Origin of the sequence: Erythrobacter sp. SDW2, from assembly GCF_021431965.1 — a bacterium.
GTDB lineage: Bacteria > Pseudomonadota > Alphaproteobacteria > Sphingomonadales > Sphingomonadaceae > Parerythrobacter.
In genome coordinates this window covers 2,109,389-2,128,505 of sequence record NZ_CP090370.1, presented here as the reverse complement: position 1 = coordinate 2,128,505, position 19,117 = coordinate 2,109,389, and the positions used below count along the sequence as shown (strand labels likewise).

The window sequence follows — 19,117 nt, the reverse complement described above, 5'->3', positions numbered from 1 at the left end:
GCTGACGCAGATTACCCCAACAGCGGCAGTCCGAAACGGTCGCGCGGATCCTCCGCGTCGAAGCCTTCCGTGGCCGAGGTGTAGCCCAGCATCTGCACGAATTTATGGTGCACCGGCGTGCCGAACCTGATTCCGCATTTGCCATCGATTTGCCACACGACGCGGCCCTGCGCCGTAACCATGTCGCGCAAATTGACCTCAACCGGCGTGCCTTCGCGCGCGGCAGGATTGCGCAGTTCGATCATGCAGCCGCCGCAAGACAGGTTGTAGAGAGTTGCGACATCACGCTCGCCGTCGATCCTGATGTCGATTTCTTCGTCGGTCGAGAACCGGTTGAAAGAACGCATGGCCAGTGACTTCTCGTTGTTGTGACACTAGGGGCTACCCCTATGTTGCAAATTCACAAAAATTTCGTGAACGCTCCCAATCGAGCAAGTATCGGCCCGTTACCCTGCGCGTAGCTCCGCAGCGAGCAGCTTGAACTCGTCTGCCCGTGGAGAGTTCTTGCGCCAGATCAGCGCGATCTCGCGAGTCGCGGCAGCCGACTTGAGCGGACGCGCGACGACATGAGTGCCGTTAAGGATCCCCGCATCGAGCGCCATCTGTGGCAGCATGGTGAGGCCAAGACCATTATCGACCATCTGCACCAGCGTATGCAGCGAGGTTCCGATCATCGTCGCGCTACCGCGCAGTTCGGGACGGTTGCAGGCGGCGAGGGCGTGTTCCTTGAGGCAATGCCCATCCTCCAGGAGCAGCAGGCGGCCTTCATCGATCATGTTGGGCTTGATGATCGCCGGGGGATCGCGCGGATCGTCCTTGGGGAAGGCGACCAGCAACTCGTCGTCGGCAATATGCTCCATCTCCACCTCCCCCGTGGCGAAGGGCAGGGCGAGCAGCACGCAATCGACCCGGCCGTGATGGAGCGATTCGACCGCATCATGGCTGGTTTCCTCACGCAGGAACAGCTTGAGCTCGGGCCGTTCCCTGCGCAGCCGCGGCAGGATGCGCGGCAGCAGGAACGGCGCGATGGTCGGGATGACGCTCATGCGCAGCGTCCCGGAGAGCGGTTTGCCTGCGGCCTGGACTAGATCCGACAGTTCCTCCGCCTCGCGCAGCAGCCGGTGGGCCTTCTCCACCACTTGGTTGCCCAGCGGCGTAAACCGCACCACCCGGCGGGACCGCTCGACCAGCGTCACGCCGAGCAGCGATTCCAGCTCGCGGATCCCCGCCGAAAGCGTCGACTGCGACACGAACGAAGCCTCCGCCGCTCGCCCGAAATGCCCATGCTCGTGCAGCGCGACGAGATACTGCAACTGCTTGATGGTGGGGAGGTAGGTGGACATCGTTGTCGAGACCTAGCGGGTTTGAGTGGGGGCGGGAAGGGAATGTGCTCCCTTACGAACCGATTGCTCGCGCAACGAAGACCGAACCCAATTAATGCTATTGCGAATTAGTCGCAATAGCATTAATTGGGACGCCTTCGAATCCAGAAGGAGCCGTCATGTTTCGCTATTTCGCCAGCGCATTCGCGCTTGTCGCTGTGTCACCCGCCGTTGCCCAATCGACCTCCGGGGACGAGGCCGATCGAGAGCAGGTTGGCGTTGATGGAGAGACCATTGTCGTCACCGCGACCCGGACCCAACTCCCGGCAAGTGCTTTGCCCCTGACCGTCGACGTGATCGACAGCGAGGCGCTGGAGCGTCAATTGCTGATCTCCGGTTCAACGGTAGATGCGGTTTCCGCGCTTCTCCCGTCATTTTCGCCCACCCGCGAGAAGCTTTCCGGTGCCGGCGAGAGCCTTCGTGGTCGCTCGCCGCTCTACGCGATCAACGGCATCCCGCAGTCGACCCCCGTTCGCGACGGTTCCAGGGACGGCTATACCATCGATCCTTTCTTCATCGACCGGGTCGAAGTGATCTACGGCTCCAATGCTTTGCAGGGGATCGGCGCGACAGGTGGTGTGGTGAACCAGGTGACCGTCGGCGCTCCCAAGAATGACGGCGCTACAGTGCGAACATTGCTGCAAACGACGTTACCGGACGGCTTCGCCGGTGAGGGTATCGGCGCCAAGGCGGGCGCTCTGCTCGGCTATCGCTCGGGCCCCTTTGACGCCAGTTTCGGAGCCACGGTCGAGCGGCGAGGTGCTTTCTTCGATGGCACGGGCAGCCGGATCGGTGTCGACGGAACTCAAGGCGAAATCCAGGACAGTGACAGCTGGTCTGTCTTCGCGCGCCTGGGCTATGAGTTGCCTGGCGGGGCCCGGCTGGAACTTGTGGCCAACCGGTTCGAGCTGGAAGGCAATGCCAATTACATCCTGGTCCCGGGCAATCGCGCGACTGGCGTGCCCGCTTCAAGCATTCGCGGGGAAACCCCGGGCGCGCCTCCTTCGAACACCGCCGAACTGGTCTCGGCCTCGCTCATCGACGAAGACCTTGGTGGGGGAACCTTTGTCCTGCAAGGCTTCTACAGCCGCACCGACGACGTGTTCGGAGGCGGTGTTTTCGGCGTGTTCCAGGATCCCGCGATTGACCCCAGTGGCAGGCTGTTCGACCAGTCGGCCAACCAGTCGCGCAAGTTGGGGGGGAAGGTCAGCTATGAACGCGCTCTGCCCGGGTTCGAAGACCTGGTCCTCACTGTCGGTTTCGACGCACTGTTCGACCGCACCGAGCAGTCACTGGTCCAGACCGGCCGGGTATGGGTTCCGCGCAGCAATTTCCGCAGCCTGGCGCCGTTCCTGCAAGGCAATCTCGCCTTGGCCGATGGGCTCGTCAGGATTGCCGGGGGTTTGCGGTATGAGAATGTCGAACTCAATGTCGGCGATTTCACCACCTTGGCAAGTTACGGTCCGGTCAGCGTTGCCGGGGGATCGCCTTCGTTCGAAGACGTGTTGTCGAACGGCGGCATCATTGTCGAGCCGCTCGATGGCCTGCGCGCCTACGCCAGCTATGCCGAGGGTTTCACGATTGCCGATGTCGGGCGTATCCTCCGCGGCATCACCCAGGCCGGAGTCGATGTGGATGACTTCCTGTCGCTCGAGCCGGTCATATCCAACAACCGCGAGCTAGGCCTCGAATGGGATCGGGGAACGCTTAGTGCGTCGGCGAGTTACTTCTGGTCTTCGAGCGATTTCGGTTCTTTGCTGGTCTTGCGCAACGGCGTATTCGAGGTCGAGCGCCAGCCGATCGAAATCGAAGGTGTCGAAGCGAGCATAGACTGGCAGACGCCGATACCCGGCCTGGCTCTCAGCGGCGGCTTTGCGGCGCTCACCGGCCGCACCGATGGCGATGCCGATGGCCTGATCGACGAGGATCTCGACGGAGCCAATATTTCACCGGACCGGGTCAATCTCGCTGCCGAATACAGCAGCGGCCGGTTCAGCGCCCGGGCGCAGGCACGCTTCTATCTCGAGCGCGAATTCAACGATGCCTCCACCGCGACCGATTTCGAAGGTTATACCCTGCTCGATGCCTTCCTTTCCTATCGCACCCAATTCGGCGAGATCGCGCTGGCGGCGCAGAACCTGACCGACGAGTTCTATATCACCTACGACAGCGATACGGTCCGGGTTACCGATGCCAGCCGCTTTTTTGCTGGGCGAGGCCGCACATTCACCATTGGCTGGCGCGGCGAATTCTGATGGCTTTTCTTTCCCAGCTGCACCGCTGGACGGGAGGCGTGGTCGGCATCCTGCTGGCTGTCATCGGTCTAACCGGTACCGTCCTGTTATGGGAAGACAGCTGGATACTGCTCGAAGGCGCGGGCAGCACCGCATCCGTCGATCCACAGTCGCTTGCCCGAGCGGTCTCTGTAGCCACCGAACAGGGAAGCGAGCTCTCGCGCATCACTTTCGCGGGGGACGAGATTGGTCTGCACCAGGCGATCTACAGCGATGGTAGCGGCGCCTATATTGCGCAGGACGGACGAGTGATCGAACGATGGGCGAGCCTGTGGGAAAGGCCCGAGTTGTGGTTGTTCGAGCTGCATCATTATCTCCTGCTGGGTGAAGCCGGAAAGGTGGTGACGGGGATACTCGGCATATTGCTGCTGGCTTTCTGCCTGACGGGAATTGTCCTTTGGTGGCGGACCCGCAAAACCTTTCGGTTTCGCGTCTGGCCCGCGCGCTATACCCAGAGCGCGATCGTACGACACCATCGCGATCTCGGTGTCGTTGCTTCCCCGCTGTTGATCCTTGCTGCTGCGACGGGGACCATGATGGTCTTTCCGGCGATTTCGGACCTTGTTCTGGCTCCGCTCGCAACGAGCGATACCGACCCTGGCCTCCCTTCGGGCCTGCAGAAAGTCGATGGCTCCACTGATTGGTCAATCATCATGAGCAACGCCGCCGGGATATTTCCCGGTGCCGAGCCCCGGCGTCTCACCATGCCTGCAGAACCCGGCGCTCCTGTAACCTTACGCTACCGTCAGGAATTCGAATGGACCCCCAACGGTCGCAGCTATGTCTGGCTTGATCCTGCCAATGGAAAAGTGGTGGCGGTAAAGGATCCGGCTGTGGGAGACACCGCTTCCGCAGTCGTGGAGAAGTTCTATCCGATCCATGCCGCGAAAGTCGGGGGGCTGCTTTGGCGCCTCGCGATGACTTTTGCAGGCGTGGCTCTAACTATGCTGGGCTTGCTTGCCAGCTGGAGTTTCTGGCGGGCCAGGGTTCGACCCCGCCAAGTAATTCCGCGCGCAGCCAGCTGACCCTCGATGGCCGGACCGGCAGTCGCGCAGCTCTTGGGGTCCCTACCTGCAGAGATCGACTACTCCGCCGCTTCCCCCAGCACGCCTGCCATGTCATCGACATGCGTCATCGTCAGCTTGCCGTTCTTGACCGCGAAGGCAAGCTTGCCTTCGACCAGTTCCAGCGCGTCCTTGCCGAAGATTTCGTAGCGCCAGCCTTGCAGGATCGGCAGGTCGCGTACGCCGGCGGCGAGGGCTTCCATTTCGTCGGCGCGGGTCAGCAGGCGGGCGGCGATGTCGATTTCGCGGGCGCGAATCTTGAGCAGCAGCTTGAGCAGATCCGCCACCAACGCGCCTTCCTTGCCCAGCGGCGCGCCATGGCCGGTCTTCTCGGGCATTTCCTCCTTCGGCAGCGGCTCGGCCTTCTCGATGGCCTTCATCAGCCGCTTGCCGATGTCGTTGTCGCGCCAGGCCTGGCTGAGGCCGCGGACCTTGGCGAGATCGGCCTGCTTCTTGGGCGGGTGGCTGGCGATATCGGCCAGCGTCTCGTCGCGGACGATGCGGCCGCGCGGGATATTCTTGTGCTGCGCTTCGGCCTCACGCCAGGCGGCGAGGGACTTGAGCCGGCCGAGCACCGCCGGATTGCGCCCGGGTGAGCGGATACGGCGCCAGGCGACATCGGCGTTGTTGGCGTAGTTTTCCGGGTCGGCGAGCTTTTCCATCTCGGCATCGAGCCACGCGCCGCGTCCGGTCTTCACCAACTTCTTGAGGATGCGCGGGAAGATGTCGGCGAGATGGGTCACGTCACCGATGGCATATTCGATCTGCCGATCGGTCAGCGGACGGCGGCTCCAGTCGGTGAAGCGCGCGCCCTTGTCGATCGTCAGCCCCAGCCAGGTTTCGACCAGATTGGCATAGCCGATCTGTTCGGACTGGCTGATCGCCATCATCGCGATCTGGGTGTCGAAGATCGGGTGCGGGGTCTTGCCCGTGAAGTTGTAGACGATCTCGACGTCCTGCCCACCGGCGTGGAAGACCTTGAGCACGTCCTCATTGTTGCACATCAGCTCCCACAGCGGGGCGAGGTCGATGCCGGGCGCGAGCGGATCGACCGCCGCGGCTTCCTCTTGGTTGCCGATCTGGATCAGGCAGAGTTCGGGCCAGTAGGTGTTCTCGCGCATGAACTCCGTATCGACGCAGACGAAGTCGGATTTGGCGAGCCGCTCGCAAAGCTGGCGGAGCGTTTCGGTATCGGTAATCAGTTCGTGTATCTTCATGTGTCTTTTCTTAGGTGTGCGGAGTACCGCAACTCGGGAGTATTCCCGGGAAGGCGCCGCACTTGACAAACTGCGGTGCATCCCCTGTTAGCGCGCGCGAATTCCGGCTAGGGGGCCACTCGGCTCACCATGCTCGCGAACGCGCGCGCCCTTAGCCTCATAGCTCCGAAAATGGAAAGATTTTAGATGCACGCCTATCGTACCCACAACTGCGCAGCGCTGACGACGGCAGAAGTCGGCGAAACGGTCCGCCTTTCGGGCTGGATCCACCGCAAGCGCGATCACGGCGGGGTGCTCTTCATCGACCTGCGCGACCATTACGGCCTGACACAGATCGTGGCCGACAGCGACTCGCCGGCATTGCCGGTGCTGGAGAAGCTGCGCGCGGAAAGCGTCGTCACCATCGACGGCGTGGTCAAGGCGCGGGCCGAGGGCACGGTCAACGCGAACCTGCCGACCGGCGCGATCGAGGTCTTCGCCAAGGCCGTCACCGTCCAGAGCGCGGCGGAGGAATTGCCGTTGCCGGTCGCCGACGAGCAGCCCTATCCCGAGGACATTCGCCTCACCTACCGCTTCCTCGACCTGCGGCGCGAAACGCTGCACCGCAACATCATGACCCGCGTCGCGGTGGTGGCGGACCTGCGTCGCCGCATGGCCGAGGTCGGCTTCAACGAGTTCTCGACCCCGATCCTGACGGCGTCTTCGCCAGAGGGCGCGCGCGACTTCCTCGTGCCCAGCCGCATCCATTCGGGCAAGTTCTACGCGCTGCCGCAGGCGCCGCAGATCTACAAGCAGCTGCTGATGGTGAGCGGCTTCGACCGCTATTTCCAGATCGCCCCCTGCTTCCGCGACGAGGACCCGCGCGCCGACCGGCTGCCGGGCGAGTTCTACCAGCTCGACCTTGAAATGAGCTTCGTCACGCAGGAGGAAGTGTGGGACACGATGGAGCCGGTCATCGCCGGGACCTTCGAAGCCTTTGCCGAGGGCAAGCATGTGACGCCCGCAGGCAGCTTCCCGCGCATCCCCTATGCCGAAGCGATGCTGAAGTACGGCACCGACAAGCCCGACCTGCGCAACCCGCTGGTGATCACCGACGTGTCGCAGCACTTCAAGACCTCGGGCTTCGGCCTGTTCGAGAAGATCGTCGGCGGCGGCGGGGTGGTGCGCGCGATCCCGGCACCCGGTACGCATGAGAAGAGCCGCAAGTTCTTCGACGACATGAACGACTGGGCACGCAAGGAAGGCTTCGCCGGCCTCGGCTACGTCACCCGGAAGGGTGGCGAGTTCGGCGGTCCCATCGCCAAGAACCACGGCACCGAAGGCATGGAAGCGCTCTATGCCGAACTGGGGCTGGGCGAGAACGATGGCCTGTTCTTCGCTGCCGGCAAGGAAGCCGACGCGGGGAAGCTCGCGGGCGCCGCTCGCATCCGCGTAGGTGAGCAGCTGGACCTCATCGACCAGGACCGCTTCGAATTCGCCTGGATCGTCGATTTCCCGTTCTACGAATGGAACGAGGACGAGAAGAAGGTCGATTTCAGCCACAACCCCTTCTCCATGCCGCAGGGCGGGATGGAAGCGCTGGAAGGGCAGGATCCGCTGACGATCAAGGCGTATCAGTACGACCTCGTCTGCAACGGCTACGAACTCGCCTCGGGCTCGATCCGCAACCACAAGCCCGAAACGATGGTCAAGGCGTTCGAGATCGTCGGCCTCAGCAAGGACGACGTGATCGAACGCTTCGGCGGGATGTACCGCGCCTTCCAGTACGGCGCGCCGCCGCACGGCGGGATGGCCGCAGGCGTCGATCGCATCGTAATGCTGCTGTGCGGCGCGCAGAACCTGCGCGAAATCACATTGTTCCCGATGAACCAGAAGGCCGAAGACCTGTTGATGGGCGCGCCCAGCCTGCCGGAACCGAAGCAGCTGCGCGAGCTGCACCTGCGCGTGGTCGAACCGCCTAAGAAGGCCGAAGCCTGACGGGGAACGGAGGGCGCGGGACGGACTCGTTCCATTCCCGCGCCCTTCCGAGCGCGACTTCGCGCCTAGTCGAACTGGGCCTCGATGGCCGTGCCGAACCGCACGCCTTCGCATACTTCGTCATAGCATCGCCGGGTCACGACGCGCTCTTCCGCCGAGAGGCTGTCGCCTTCGAGCGCCGCGTCGAACTTGCTCTTCAGATAGGTCTCGCCGCCTTCGACCCGCTCGGCCGCCGCTTCGTCGCCGCGTTCGAACATGTCGGTGATGGTCAACCACATGCGGTGCAGTTCGCCCGACACGGTTCCCTCGGTTACCAGCGTGTCGCCTTGTCGCTGCAATTCGGCATTCATCGCCTCGAGCGTCTGGCTGCGCCGTTCGAGGCGGCTCATCAGCGCCTGCTTGAGATGCGGGTTATCGGCCTTTTCGGCGGCCTTGCGATAGCCTTCGAGGGAGTCGAAAACGGTGTCGGTGAGGGATTTGAACGTGGTACTGGCCATGGGGCATCTCCGTGTGGGGGGGTGATGTCTGGTCAATGCACCAGCCGGCATCCGGGTCCGGAAATTCTCCCTTGCGGGTCGATTGTCGCCTCTTGCCTATCCCACTTGCGTTCATTAGGGCAAAACCCAACATACAAACCCCACCAAACAGAGGGACACAGAATGAGCGATACCGCTGAACGCGTGCAGAAGATCGTCGTCGAGCATCTTGGCGTCGAGGCCGACAAGGTCACCCAGGAAGCCAGCTTCATCGACGATCTGGGCGCAGACAGCCTCGACATCGTCGAACTGGTGATGGCTTTCGAAGAAGAATTCGGCGTCGAAATCCCCGACGATGCGGCCGAGAAGATCTCGACCGTCGGCGATGCGACCAAATACATTGAAGAGCACAAGGGCTAAGCAGCCCCGCCGCCCGTTCGCCCTGAGCTTGTCGAAGGGCAGTCCTTCTTTTTGACCTAGCGCAAGAAGCAAGAACAGGGCTTCGACAGGCTCAGCCCGAACGGGGTTGAGCCTGTTTTGCGTTTTGGAGAATTGCATGCGCCGCGTAGTTGTCACCGGTATCGGTCTCGTCACCCCGCTCGGCGGTGATGTCGAGACGACGTGGAAGAACCTGCTCGCCGGGGAAAGCGGTGCGGGCCAGATCACCCGCTTCGATGCTTCCGACCAGAAGTGCACCATCGCTTGCGAAGTGAAGGGCAAGGACCACCCGTGGGGCTTCGATCCCGACAAGCGCGTCGATCACAAGATCCAGCGCCAGGTCGATCCCTTCATCGTCTATGGTATCGACGCCGCCGGCCAGGCGCTCGAAGACGCCGGTCTGACCGACATGTCCGAGGCCGAGAAGCGCCGCACCGGTGCCTCGATCGGGTCGGGCATCGGCGGGCTGCCCGGTATCGAGAGCGAGTCGATTGTTCTGCACGAGCGCGGCCCGGGCCGTGTCTCGCCGCACTTCGTCCACGGCCGCCTGATCAACCTGATCACCGGCCAGGTCACCATCAAATACGGCTTCATGGGCCCCAATCACGCCGTGGTGACCGCCTGCTCCACCGGCGCGCACTCGATCGGTGACGCCGCGCGCATGATCGCCATGGATGATGCCGATGTGATGCTGGCGGGCGGGGCGGAAAGCACCGTCAATCCGCTCGGCATCGCCGGTTTCGCGCAGGCGCGGGCGCTCAACATGAGCATGAACGACCGGCCGACCGAAGCCAGCCGCCCCTATGACAAGGACCGCGATGGCTTCGTCATGGGCGAGGGCGCGGGCGTGGTGGTGCTGGAGGAATACGAGCGGGCCAAGGCGCGCGGAGCGAAGATCTATGGCGAAGTGACCGGCTATGGCCTGTCGGGCGATGCCTATCACGTCACTGCGCCGCATCCCGACGGGCTGGGCGCGCAGCTGGCCATGGAAATGGCGCTGCGCAAGGCGGGGCTGAAGCCGGCCGACATCGACTACGTCAACGCCCATGGCACCTCGACCATGGCCGACACCATCGAACTCGCCGCAGTGAAGCGCGTGCTGGGCAATGACCTGGGCGGAGCGTCGATGAGCAGCACCAAGTCCGCCATCGGCCACTTGCTGGGCGGTGCAGGCGCGGTCGAGGCGATCTTCTGCCTGCTCGCCATGCGCGACCAGATCGTGCCACCGACGCTCAACCTGCACAATCCCGACGTAGGCACCGAAGGTGTCGACCTTGTCCCGCTCAAGGCCAAGAGCCGTGAAGTCCGTGCCGTGCTCAACAACAGCTTCGGCTTCGGCGGGACCAATGCCTCGCTGGTGATGCAGAAGGTCGACTGATGCGCGCGTTTGGCTGGCTGCTGGCCGCCGCTGCCCTGATGGTGCTCGGCGCGGGAGGCTGGTTCGCCGCCGGCTGGTATGGCGAGAGCTCGCTCGAGCAGGATACCAGCTTTATCGTCCCGCAGGGCTCCAGCCTGACGGCAGTGGCACAGAAGCTGGAAGAGGAAGGGATTATCGGTTCTGCCGAGGCGTTCCTGCTGCGGGCCAAGATCCTCGGCGGGGGCGATGCCATCCAGGCCGGTGAGTTCGCGCTGCCTGCCGGTGCCAGCCCGGCATCGATCCTGTCGATGTTCCAGAATGGCGAGACCATCAATCGTTTCATTACCATTCCCGAAGGGATGCCTTCGATACTGGTCTATGAAAGGCTGATGGCGGAAGACCTGCTGACCGGTGAGATTCCGGTGCCGGAAGAGGGCTCGATCCTGCCCGATACCTATTCCTTCGAGCGCGGCGAGAACCGCACCGCCGTGCTGGCGCGGATGCAGGCGGCGATGCGCAATTATCTCGCCGAGGCCTGGCCCAAGCGCAAACCGGGCATCGCTGTCGACAATATCCGGGACGCGGTGATCCTCGCCTCGATTGTCGAGAAGGAGACCGGCAAGCCGTCCGAACGCCGCATGGTCGCTGGCCTCTATTCCAACCGGGTGAAGACGGGAATGCTGCTGCAAGCCGACCCGACCGTCATCTACCCGATCACCAAGGGCAAGCCGCTTGGCCGCCGTATCCGCCAGTCGGAACTGCGCGCGATCAACGACTACAACACCTATTCGATGCTCGGCCTGCCCAAGGGCCCGATCACCAATCCGGGGCGCGAGTCCATTGCCGCCGTGCTCGATCCGGACAGCACCAGCGCGCTCTATATGGTCGCGGACGGCACTGGCGGGCACAAGTTCGCTGACACGCTGGAAGAGCACAACGCCAATGTCGCCGAATGGTACGAGCTGCGCCGCCAGCGGGGCGAGATGTAATTGCGCATCTACCTGCCTGGATGAACGGCGTGTCGGGCCCATACTGGCGGTCCTCGGCGCTTGGTAACAAATGAAGCCGCCAGCGGGGCGAGATGTGAGCGGCGCGGCGGGACAGGGTGCTCCGCTGATCCTTACAGCATTGCTGCCAAAGGACATGCACGCGTGGGCAACCGCGCTGCGAACGCGGCATTTCCCGCCGGAGCGGAACCACCTCGAAGCGCATGTAACGGTGTTTCATGCCATCCCCGCACATTGCGAGGCGGAGGTGGCAGGAGTGCTAAAGCGGCTCGCTGCCGCATTCGCGCCGGTGGATGCCGAACTTGTCGGTCTGATGTCGCTGGGACGCGGGACAGCGCTCAAGCTCGAGAGTCCCGGTATCCTGCGCTTGCGGGAGGCGATAGCGGATCATCTGCACGGCCTGCTCACCGCACAGGATCAGCACCGTCCACGGCTGCATGTCACAATCCAGAACAGGGTGTCACCGGCTGAGGCCAAGGCGCTGCTGGCGTCGCTCGCAAGCAACATCGAACCCCGCCGATTTGCCTTCCGGGGGTTCGGTCTGCACCGCTACATGGGCGGCCCGTGGCTGCATATTGGCGACTTCGCCTTCCGGGGCCGAGAAAAGGCCTGAATGGCGGGTTGACCGGGGCAATTCCCGGCCCTAAATGCGCCGCCTGCCGAGGGTCGATGCGCCTGGCAGATGCCTCCAAGGGCGACTTTGGTACGGCGGAGTAGCTCAGGTGGTTAGAGCAGCGGAATCATAATCCGCGTGTCGGGGGTTCGAGTCCCTCCTCCGCTACCATGGCCTGGCGTTCGCGCGGCCTTCTCAACAGACAAATGTGCCGTCGACCCGCCGCACGACCGGGCTTTTCCCGTCGAGCAAGACCTCGGGTAAAAGTGCCGCTGGCATGTCCTGGTAGCTTACCGGGCGCAGGAATCTGTCGATGGCGAGCGTACCGACCGAGGTCGAACGGCCATCGGAGGTCGCCGGGAAGGGGCCGCCATGAACCATCGCGTGTGTCACTTCGACGCCGGTCGGCCAGCCATTGGCGATGATACGTCCGGCGCGCTGTTCGAGGATCGGAAGCAGTATGGCGGCTTCTGCATGGTCGGCGGTGTCCATGTGCAAGGTCACTGTCAACTGGCCCTCCATGGCTTGCAGGATCTCGGCGATCTCCGCGAGATCGGCGCAGCACACGACGATCGAGCTTGGGCCGAAAATCTCTTGTTGGAACGCCGCATCGCGGCGAAAGTCCGCGCCGCTGACGGCATAGACCTGTGCGCGGCCGCACCTTTCGTTCGGTTCGCTGCCCAAGCCCACCAGTTGCGCACCGGTGAGGGAGGCAAGCATTGCCGTGCCGCTGTCGAAAGCGGCATGGATACCGGCCGTCAGCATGGTCTGTGCGGGGAGCGGTGCCAGCGCTGCGGCGGTGGATTCGAGGAATCGATCGAGCGCTTCACCTTCCGCCGCCAGCACGATGCCCGGATTGGTGCAGAACTGACCCGCACCGAGTGAGAGCGAGGCGACATAGGCTGTCGCCAACTCCTCGGCCGCGCCACCGAGCCGGGCCGGCATCAGGACGACCGGATTGATGCTGCTCATCTCGGCATAAACCGGGATCGGGACGGGGCGTGAAGCAGCGTGCTGCATCAGTGCCAGGCCTCCCGCGCGCGAACCGGTGAAGCCGACGGCGGCAATGCGCGGGTCTTTTACCAATGCCTCACCCAGTTCGTAATCGGTCCCGCCAAGCAGGGAGAAGACGCCGCCGGGCAGGCCCGCCTCCTTGATTGCTTCAGCGATAGCGCCGGCTACCAGTTCCGAGGTTCCGGGGTGGGCGGGATGACCCTTCACCACCACACAGCAACCCGCCGCGAGCGCGGAGGCGGTGTCGCCACCTGCGACCGAGAAGGCGAGGGGGAAATTGCTCGCGCCGAACACCGCCACCGGGCCGAGCGGAATCCTGCGCATCCGCAAATCCGGCTTTGGCGGGTTGCGAGCCGGATCGGCGTGGTCGATCCGGAGGCCTTGCCATGCGCCGTTCTCGACCTCGCCCGCGAACAGGCGAAGCTGTCCCACGGTGCGGCCGCGTTCGCCAGTGAGGCGCGCTTCGGCAAGGCCGCTTTCGAGCATGGCGCGCTGGGTCAGCGAATCGCCCAGGGCGTCGATCTTGTCGGCGGCCAGGCGCAGGAAGGCGGCCCGCTCGGACAGGGGCAAGGCGGCATAGACGGGCTGGGCTGCAGCAGCAGCGGCGCAGGCGTCGGCGACATCGTCCGGTGTTGCCTGCTGGAAGGGGGGATCAAGCTGGCGCCCGTCTGCCGCTGCCTTGGCGAGATAGTTTCCTGCCCCCTCGCGCCATTCACCTGCAACAAGGTTCTTGCCGTGCAGCATCCGATTTTCCTTTCCACGTGGCTGTTCAAGATGCGAAAAGGCCCCTTGCCTTTGCGCCGAATTCGGTGAAAGGTAGCGCTACCATAAAAGTGGATGGTTGCAACCTTGCGACCAGGGGGAGAGCGGAAGTGGACAACACGCGTGGCGGCCAGAACATGGCCCTGATTTCGGCAATCGTGGCGGTCGCAACGATTGGCGGTTTGCTGTTTGGTTACGATAGCGGGGCCGTCAACGGCACCCAGCCTGGCCTCAAGGCGGCCTTTGCCTTGAGTGAAGGCGGGCTTGGCTTTACCGTCGGGTCACTGCTGATCGGCTGCTTCATCGGCGCCTTTTTCGCCGGCACACTGGCGGACCAGATGGGGCGGCGCAATGTCATGCGGATTGCCGCGGTGCTGTTCCTTGTCGGCGCGTTGGTCCAGGGGCTGACCGCGGACCACATGCTGTTCGTTATCGCCCGTCTGGCCGGAGGCATAGCGGTCGGCGCGGCGAGCGTGCTGTCGCCTGCCTATATCGCCGAAGTTGCCCCTGCCAACATTCGCGGGCGGATGACCACGGTCCAGCAGATCATGATCATCACCGGCCTGACGCTGGCCTTCCTCGTCAACTACTTCCTCGCTGCAGCGGCAGGCGATTCAACCGCCGCGTTTTGGGGCGGGATCGAGGCCTGGCGCTGGATGTACCTGATGCAGGCAGTCCCGGCGGCGGTGTTCCTGGTGGCGCTGTTCTTCATTCCGGAGAGCCCGCGTTACCTCGTCTCGAAGGGGCGCAACGTAGAGGCTGGTAGCGTGCTGACCCGGCTGTTCGGGGAAGCTGAAGCCAAGGCCAAGCTCAAGGAAATCGGCGACAGCTTCTCTCTCGATCACCGTCCGCGCCTGAGCGATGTGCTCGCCCCGGCCGGGACCAAGGGATTCCTCGGGATGCGGCCGATCGTGTGGGTCGGGATCATGCTGGCGGTGTTCCAGCAGCTCGTCGGCATCAATGTCATTTTCTACTACGGCGCGACGCTGTGGCAATTGGCCGGCTTTACCGAAAACGACAGCCTGCTGATCAACATCGTTTCCGGCGCGGTGTCGATCGCCGCCTGTTTCATCACCATCGCCGTGATCGACAAGATCGGGCGCAAGCCCTTGCTCCTGATCGGTTCGGCCGGGATGGCGGCAACGCTGTTCGTGATGGTCTATGTCTTTAGCCAGGGCGGACTCGACGCGGCGGGCAACCTTGTCCTGTCGCCATCGCTCGGGACCATCGCGGTGGTGGCGGCGAACCTCTATGTCATCTTCTTCAACGTCAGCTGGGGTCCGGTGATGTGGGTCATGCTGGCCGAGATGTTCCCCAACCAGATCCGTGGTTCGGCACTGGCGGTGGCCGGTTTCTTCCAGTGGTTCGCCAACTACCTCATCGCCCAGAGCTTCCCGGTGATGGCCGCCGGGATCGGCCTTGCCGCCAGCTACAGCTTCTATGCCGTCTGCGCGGTCATCAGCTTCTTCCTGGTCCAGCGTTTCATCGTCGAAACCAAGGGCAAGGAGCTTGAGGAAATGGAAGGTTGAGCGCGGGCTTCATGGAATGAGCGAAGATCGTCCCACGTCTTTCCGTGTCGTCGTCCTGGGCGGCGGCACGGCGGGCTGGATGACGGCGGCCGGGATTGCGAAGCTGCTGCCCGGTCTCGCCAGCGTTCAGCTGGTCGAGAGCGAGGATATCGGCATTGTCGGAGTGGGCGAGGCGACGTTGCCGCATATCCGCGGCTTCGTCGAAAAGCTCGGCATCGACGAAGCCAGTTTCATGAAGGCGACCCACGCAACCTTCAAGTTGGGGATCGACTTCCGCGATTTCGGCCGCATCGGCGAGAGCTTCATTCACCCCTTCGGTTCCTTCGGCGAGGAGCTGCACGGGGTCGGGTTCCATCACTACTGGCTGGAGTTGCAGCGGCATGGACTGGGCGGCCCGCTGGGCGATTACTCGCTGGCGGTGCAGGCGGCGCTGGCCAACCGGTTCAAGCCCCCGGCACAGGATGACACGCTCGCGTCGACTTACGGCTATGCCTACCAGTTCGACGCGACGCTGTTCGGGCCGTTCGTGCGCGAGTTCGGCATCGGGATCGGCGTCGAACGGCACGAGGGGATCGTCACCTCGGTCGAGCGCGACGGCGAGAGTGGCGAAGTCACCGCGTTGGTGCTGCAGGACGGGCGGCGGATCGAGGGCAACCTGTTCGTCGATTGCTCGGGTTTCCGTTCCATCCTGCTGGGCCAGGAACTCGATGTCGACTGGGAGGACTGGAGCCACTGGCTGCCCTGCGACCGCGCTGCCGCGATGCCCTGCACCCACGCGACCGAGGATCTTCGCCCCTATACCACCGCCACGGCCATGCCCGCCGGATGGCGCTGGCAGATCCCGCTGCAGCACCGCATGGGCAATGGCTATGTCTTCTCCAGCGCGCATCTGAGCGAGGAGGCGGCGTGCGATGCAATCCGTGCCGCTGCCGAAGGCGAGCCGCTGGCCGATCCACGCATCCTGCGTTTCCGTCCTGGTCGGCGCAAGCAATCCTGGAGCCACAATGTCATCGGTGTCGGGCTGGCGAGCGGTTTCCTCGAACCGCTTGAATCCACGTCGATCTATCTCGCGCAGATGGCAATCACCTATCTGATTGAACTGTTTCCGCTGGGCGGCGCCATCGACCCGCGCGACCGCGACGAGTTCAACCGGCTGGTCGACATGGAATACGACCGGGTGCGCGATTTCCTCATCCTGCATTACCACGCCACCACCCGCGACGATTCCGAGTTCTGGAACCACGTTCGCACCATGACCGTCCCCGACAGTCTGGCCGATAAGCTGGAGCTGTGGCGCAAGGCCGGGCGGATCGAGAAGTACTCCGACGGGCTGTTTTACGATGCCAGCTGGATCGCGGTGTATGTCGGGCAGGGAATGCTGCCCGAAGCGTATGATCCGCGCCCGGCGCTGGGTAATCCGCAGCAATTGGCGCGGGCGGCGAGGGGCCTGACCAACGCGATCCGGCAGGAAGTCGCCACTATGCCGCGCCACGTGGATTACCTCACCCGCGAGGCGGCTCGCATCGCCGAGGCGGCGTGAGCAATCCGCGCGAGCCCTTGCGCCGTATCGTCATTGCGGGCGGCGGACAGCTGGGCGTGCTGGCAGCTGTGGCGCTCGGGCGCGCGTTACCGGGGTGCCAGGTGGTCGTCATCGCACAGGCACCTTCGCCGGCGTCGTTCGCAGACAGGTCACCCACGGCGCTACCGTTTACGAACAAGCTGCACGACCGGCTGGGGATCGACGAAGGCGCCCTCGTCCTTCGCGCCGGGGGCAGCCACCGGCTCGTCACGCGCCTGATCGGGTGGGGTGGGGAGGGGCAGGGCGGAGTGCTGTCCTATGGCGAAACGCTCGACCCCGCGCTCAAGACCGCCTTTGTCCGCGATTGGGGCGGCGGACGGCAACACAGCGGCGGAGCGCGACCGACCGGCTCGCTGGCCGAAGCCCTTGCCAATGCAGGCAGGTTCGCGCCGCCACCGCCTGACCAGCTGACCCCGATTTCGGACGTCGACTACGCGCTGCGCTGGAACCCCGGTGCCTATCGCGCCTTGCTGGTCGAGCAGGCGCAAGCGCTCGGCGTGAACTACATCGAGGGCGCGATCGAGAATGTCGATGTGGGCGCCGACGGTCTGGTTCGCGGGGTGGGCATTGCCGGGCAGGGGCAGATCGAAGCCGATCTGTTTGTCGATTGCAGCGGCCCCCAGGCTAGCCTGCTCGCCTCGCATCCCGAATTCGATCCGGTCGACTGGTCGGCGACGCTGCCCACGCGGCAGGTCTATCTCGGCCAGCCCGGCGCGCCCATGGCTGTGCTGGAAGACCGGGTGACGCTCGTACCGGGCGGCTGGCTGACCGAAATCGCCGGGCGCGACGGGCTCTATCGGACCTTCGGCGCACCTGCTGGAATGGATCGCAGCGCAGCGCTGTCGCAACTGGGTTGCCCGGCCGCTGCGGTGGTTTCGCTGGTACCGGGAAGGGCGGCGCGGCCATGGCTCGGCAATGTTGTGGCGCTGGGCGATGCGGCGGCGCGGTTCGAACCGCTCGGACCCTATCACCTGGACCTCGCCCATCGCCAACTGGCGCTGCTGCTGGACATGCTTCCCGGCCAAAGCATCGAACCGCTCGAGCGAGCGGAGTACAACCGCCGTTCGGTGCTGATGATGGAGGGCGTGCACGAGGTTCTTGCGCTGCATTTCGCCTCGCCGCTCGGGCGGGCAATGTTCGGTGAATTGCCGTTGCCCGGAAGGCTGGCGGAGGTGCTCGACCAGTTTGCCAGGCGCGGACGCATTCCTTTCCGCGAAGAAAGCCCGCTGGCACTGCAAGAGCAATTCGCCCTCATGGTGGCGCTGGGCTTCACGCCGGGCCTGTCGACCGCTGCGCAAGCCGCCGACCCGGCATCGGAGGACAGGGCGAGAGCCGAGTTTGCCGCCCGGTCGCAGCAAGCCGTCGGTTTTGCTCCGCTGTACAGGCAGTGGCTCGGCTCGGTGCTATAGGCTAGCGCAGCGCCTGCCGGATAGCTTCGCGCATCTGTGCAAAGCGCCGGGGCGTGGGAGGGCCGAGGATTCCCTTGGCGTGCTCGGGCAGATGCGCTGAGGGGTCGCCGGCTGTTTCGAAGACGTAATAGTCGAGCATCACCTTCCACATCGCGCGCTGATCCTCGGGCAAATGCCGGAACGCCATGAGCGCGTGCAGCAATCCTTCGTAAGGGCTGGCGATCCCGTCGGGCTGCCCCGGTGTCCACCAGTAATTGACCAAGATGCTGACGGGATCGAGCGATTCCACTCCGTGCCACCAGCCATAGGGGATATAGAGCGCATCGCCCGGCTCGAGTGTCGCGACCTGGGCATGACGAGCGGCCTCGGCAAAGCGCGGATATTTTTCGAGATCGGGCGCCATCGGATCGACCATGCTGACCGGGATGCCCGCGGGGGTCAGTTCGAAGGGGCCCGGGTAAAGTCCGGCAATCTGGTCCGGCGGATAGATCGTGAAGCGGCGGCGCCCGGCCACACAGCACGCGACGTTCTCCTTGGCATCGTAATGTGTCCCGACCCGGATACGGTTGCCGATCCAGATCTTGGCCGAGACATCGGGCAGAAGCCCGAGACGATTTTCGCGAGCGAAACCGGGAATGAGGCTGGAGATATCCTCCGATTGCACCGCCATGGCGGGAGGATCGGGTATGGTCGCGACACCCAGCAGGTCTTCCAGAAAGCTCTCAAGGCGGCCACTGCCGCGGACGAAATTGAGCCGGGTCAGATCGGGGGTGTAGAAGAACCTGCCCTTTTCCGTGGGCGCCGCGGCGATGGCTGCAACGGGCCGCGCAGTCGGCTCGCGAGTCAGGTAGGCAACCATTGCCGCATCGCCCCCTTGCGCAGCGGCGACTGCGGGCCAGTCCGCGATCTGGCGGCGCAGGACTATCGGTCGACCAGCAGTGCGGATGGCCTCGAAAGTCTCCGGATCGACCGGACCCGGGGCTTCGTTCATCGGCGCGG

The 19,117-nt window shown here is 64.1% G+C and carries 16 protein-coding genes and 1 tRNA gene; 11 read left to right on the top strand and 6 right to left on the bottom strand.

Annotation, left to right across the window (positions count from 1 at the left end; genetic code table 11):
• Nucleotides 1-11: 11 nt before the first annotated feature.
• Both LY632_RS10315 and LY632_RS10310 read right to left on the bottom strand, forming a co-directional pair.
• Nucleotides 12-347 (bottom strand): PilZ domain-containing protein, encoded by a 336-nt coding sequence (locus LY632_RS10315; protein WP_234091052.1) that lies wholly within the window; start codon nucleotides 345-347, stop codon nucleotides 12-14.
• Between the two features lie 99 nt (nucleotides 348-446).
• On the bottom strand, nucleotides 447-1,343 hold the full coding sequence (locus LY632_RS10310) for a hydrogen peroxide-inducible genes activator (protein ID WP_234091051.1): 897 nt from the start codon (nucleotides 1,341-1,343) through the stop codon (nucleotides 447-449).
• Nucleotides 1,344-1,501: 158 nt separating this feature from the next.
• On the opposite strand from LY632_RS10310, the gene LY632_RS10305 reads away from it, so the two are divergent.
• Both LY632_RS10305 and LY632_RS10300 read left to right on the top strand, forming a co-directional pair.
• On the top strand, nucleotides 1,502-3,637 hold the full coding sequence (locus LY632_RS10305; protein ID WP_234091050.1) for a TonB-dependent receptor: 2,136 nt from the start codon (nucleotides 1,502-1,504) through the stop codon (nucleotides 3,635-3,637).
• On the top strand, nucleotides 3,637-4,701 hold the full coding sequence (locus tag LY632_RS10300; RefSeq protein ID WP_234091049.1) for a PepSY domain-containing protein: 1,065 nt from the start codon (nucleotides 3,637-3,639) through the stop codon (nucleotides 4,699-4,701). Before LY632_RS10305 ends, LY632_RS10300 begins: the two co-directional genes overlap by 1 nt.
• Before the next feature lie 59 nt (nucleotides 4,702-4,760).
• On the opposite strand, the gene rnd is transcribed toward LY632_RS10300, so the two are convergent.
• Nucleotides 4,761-5,957, bottom strand: coding sequence for a ribonuclease D (gene rnd / locus LY632_RS10295; protein ID WP_234091048.1), 1,197 nt, complete (start codon nucleotides 5,955-5,957; stop codon nucleotides 4,761-4,763).
• 186 nt (nucleotides 5,958-6,143) lie between these two features.
• Here rnd and aspS point away from each other — a divergent pair, with 186 nt between their 5' ends.
• Nucleotides 6,144-7,934 carry an aspartate--tRNA ligase gene (gene aspS / locus LY632_RS10290; protein WP_234091047.1) on the top strand — a complete coding sequence of 597 codons (1,791 nt, stop codon included), beginning with the start codon at nucleotides 6,144-6,146 and terminating at the stop codon, nucleotides 7,932-7,934.
• Nucleotides 7,935-7,999: 65 nt separating this feature from the next.
• Here aspS and LY632_RS10285 read toward each other — a convergent pair whose 3' ends face one another.
• Entirely contained in the window at nucleotides 8,000-8,431 is a 432-nt protein-coding gene (locus tag LY632_RS10285) for a PA2169 family four-helix-bundle protein (RefSeq protein WP_234091046.1), read from the bottom strand.
• A 162-nt stretch (nucleotides 8,432-8,593) separates the two neighbouring features.
• Between LY632_RS10285 and LY632_RS10280 the strand changes: the two genes are divergently transcribed.
• The 5 genes from LY632_RS10280 (at nucleotide 8,594) to LY632_RS10260 (ending at nucleotide 11,996) form a co-directional block, all read left to right on the top strand.
• Nucleotides 8,594-8,830 carry an acyl carrier protein gene (locus tag LY632_RS10280; protein ID WP_120717626.1) on the top strand — a complete coding sequence of 79 codons (237 nt, stop codon included), beginning with the start codon at nucleotides 8,594-8,596 and terminating at the stop codon, nucleotides 8,828-8,830.
• 136 nt (nucleotides 8,831-8,966) lie between these two features.
• On the top strand, nucleotides 8,967-10,226 hold the full coding sequence (gene fabF, locus LY632_RS10275; RefSeq protein WP_234091045.1) for a beta-ketoacyl-ACP synthase II: 1,260 nt from the start codon (nucleotides 8,967-8,969) through the stop codon (nucleotides 10,224-10,226).
• Nucleotides 10,226-11,194: an endolytic transglycosylase MltG gene (mltG, locus tag LY632_RS10270; protein ID WP_234091044.1), complete on the top strand. Its 969-nt coding sequence runs from the start codon at nucleotides 10,226-10,228 to the stop codon at nucleotides 11,192-11,194. Before fabF ends, mltG begins: the two co-directional genes overlap by 1 nt.
• 94 nt (nucleotides 11,195-11,288) lie before the next feature.
• Entirely contained in the window at nucleotides 11,289-11,825 is a 537-nt protein-coding gene (locus LY632_RS10265; protein WP_234091043.1) for a 2'-5' RNA ligase family protein, read from the top strand.
• Nucleotides 11,826-11,919: 94 nt separating this feature from the next.
• Nucleotides 11,920-11,996 (top strand) — tRNA-Met (locus tag LY632_RS10260).
• A gap of 24 nt (nucleotides 11,997-12,020) precedes the next feature.
• On the opposite strand, the gene LY632_RS10255 is transcribed toward LY632_RS10260, so the two are convergent.
• The gene (locus LY632_RS10255; RefSeq protein ID WP_234091042.1) at nucleotides 12,021-13,583 is read right to left on the bottom strand and encodes an aldehyde dehydrogenase (NADP(+)); all 1,563 of its coding nucleotides are present in this window, start codon (nucleotides 13,581-13,583) and stop codon (nucleotides 12,021-12,023) included.
• Between the two features lie 155 nt (nucleotides 13,584-13,738).
• On the opposite strand from LY632_RS10255, the gene LY632_RS10250 reads away from it, so the two are divergent.
• Genes LY632_RS10250 through LY632_RS10240 form a run of 3 tightly spaced genes read left to right on the top strand, consistent with a single transcriptional unit; the run spans nucleotide 13,739 to nucleotide 18,118 of the window.
• On the top strand, nucleotides 13,739-15,130 hold the full coding sequence (locus LY632_RS10250; protein ID WP_234093218.1) for a sugar porter family MFS transporter: 1,392 nt from the start codon (nucleotides 13,739-13,741) through the stop codon (nucleotides 15,128-15,130).
• 16 nt (nucleotides 15,131-15,146) lie between these two features.
• Nucleotides 15,147-16,670 (top strand): tryptophan halogenase family protein, encoded by a 1,524-nt coding sequence (locus LY632_RS10245; protein ID WP_234091041.1) that lies wholly within the window; start codon nucleotides 15,147-15,149, stop codon nucleotides 16,668-16,670.
• Nucleotides 16,667-18,118 (top strand): tryptophan 7-halogenase, encoded by a 1,452-nt coding sequence (locus LY632_RS10240; protein ID WP_234091040.1) that lies wholly within the window; start codon nucleotides 16,667-16,669, stop codon nucleotides 18,116-18,118. The genes LY632_RS10245 and LY632_RS10240 overlap by 4 nt, the downstream gene beginning before the upstream one ends.
• Before the next feature lies 1 nt (nucleotide 18,119).
• On the opposite strand, the gene LY632_RS10235 is transcribed toward LY632_RS10240, so the two are convergent.
• Nucleotides 18,120-19,109 carry a cupin-like domain-containing protein gene (locus LY632_RS10235; protein ID WP_234091039.1) on the bottom strand — a complete coding sequence of 330 codons (990 nt, stop codon included), beginning with the start codon at nucleotides 19,107-19,109 and terminating at the stop codon, nucleotides 18,120-18,122.
• Between the last annotated feature and the right edge of the window lie 8 nt (nucleotides 19,110-19,117).

Coding starts and splice junctions, on each gene's coding strand:
- LY632_RS10315 (WP_234091052.1), bottom strand. CDS start 347: ATGCGTTCTTTCAACCGGTTCTCGACCGACGAAGAAATCGACATCAGG.
- LY632_RS10310 (WP_234091051.1), bottom strand. CDS start 1,343: ATGTCCACCTACCTCCCCACCATCAAGCAGTTGCAGTATCTCGTCGCG.
- LY632_RS10305 (WP_234091050.1), top strand. CDS start 1,502: ATGTTTCGCTATTTCGCCAGCGCATTCGCGCTTGTCGCTGTGTCACCC.
- LY632_RS10300 (WP_234091049.1), top strand. CDS start 3,637: ATGGCTTTTCTTTCCCAGCTGCACCGCTGGACGGGAGGCGTGGTCGGC.
- rnd (WP_234091048.1), bottom strand. CDS start 5,957: ATGAAGATACACGAACTGATTACCGATACCGAAACGCTCCGCCAGCTT.
- aspS (WP_234091047.1), top strand. CDS start 6,144: ATGCACGCCTATCGTACCCACAACTGCGCAGCGCTGACGACGGCAGAA.
- LY632_RS10285 (WP_234091046.1), bottom strand. CDS start 8,431: ATGGCCAGTACCACGTTCAAATCCCTCACCGACACCGTTTTCGACTCC.
- LY632_RS10280 (WP_120717626.1), top strand. CDS start 8,594: ATGAGCGATACCGCTGAACGCGTGCAGAAGATCGTCGTCGAGCATCTT.
- fabF (WP_234091045.1), top strand. CDS start 8,967: ATGCGCCGCGTAGTTGTCACCGGTATCGGTCTCGTCACCCCGCTCGGC.
- mltG (WP_234091044.1), top strand. CDS start 10,226: ATGCGCGCGTTTGGCTGGCTGCTGGCCGCCGCTGCCCTGATGGTGCTC.
- LY632_RS10255 (WP_234091042.1), bottom strand. CDS start 13,583: ATGCTGCACGGCAAGAACCTTGTTGCAGGTGAATGGCGCGAGGGGGCA.
- LY632_RS10250 (WP_234093218.1), top strand. CDS start 13,739: ATGGCCCTGATTTCGGCAATCGTGGCGGTCGCAACGATTGGCGGTTTG.
- LY632_RS10245 (WP_234091041.1), top strand. CDS start 15,147: ATGAGCGAAGATCGTCCCACGTCTTTCCGTGTCGTCGTCCTGGGCGGC.
- LY632_RS10235 (WP_234091039.1), bottom strand. CDS start 19,109: ATGAACGAAGCCCCGGGTCCGGTCGATCCGGAGACTTTCGAGGCCATC.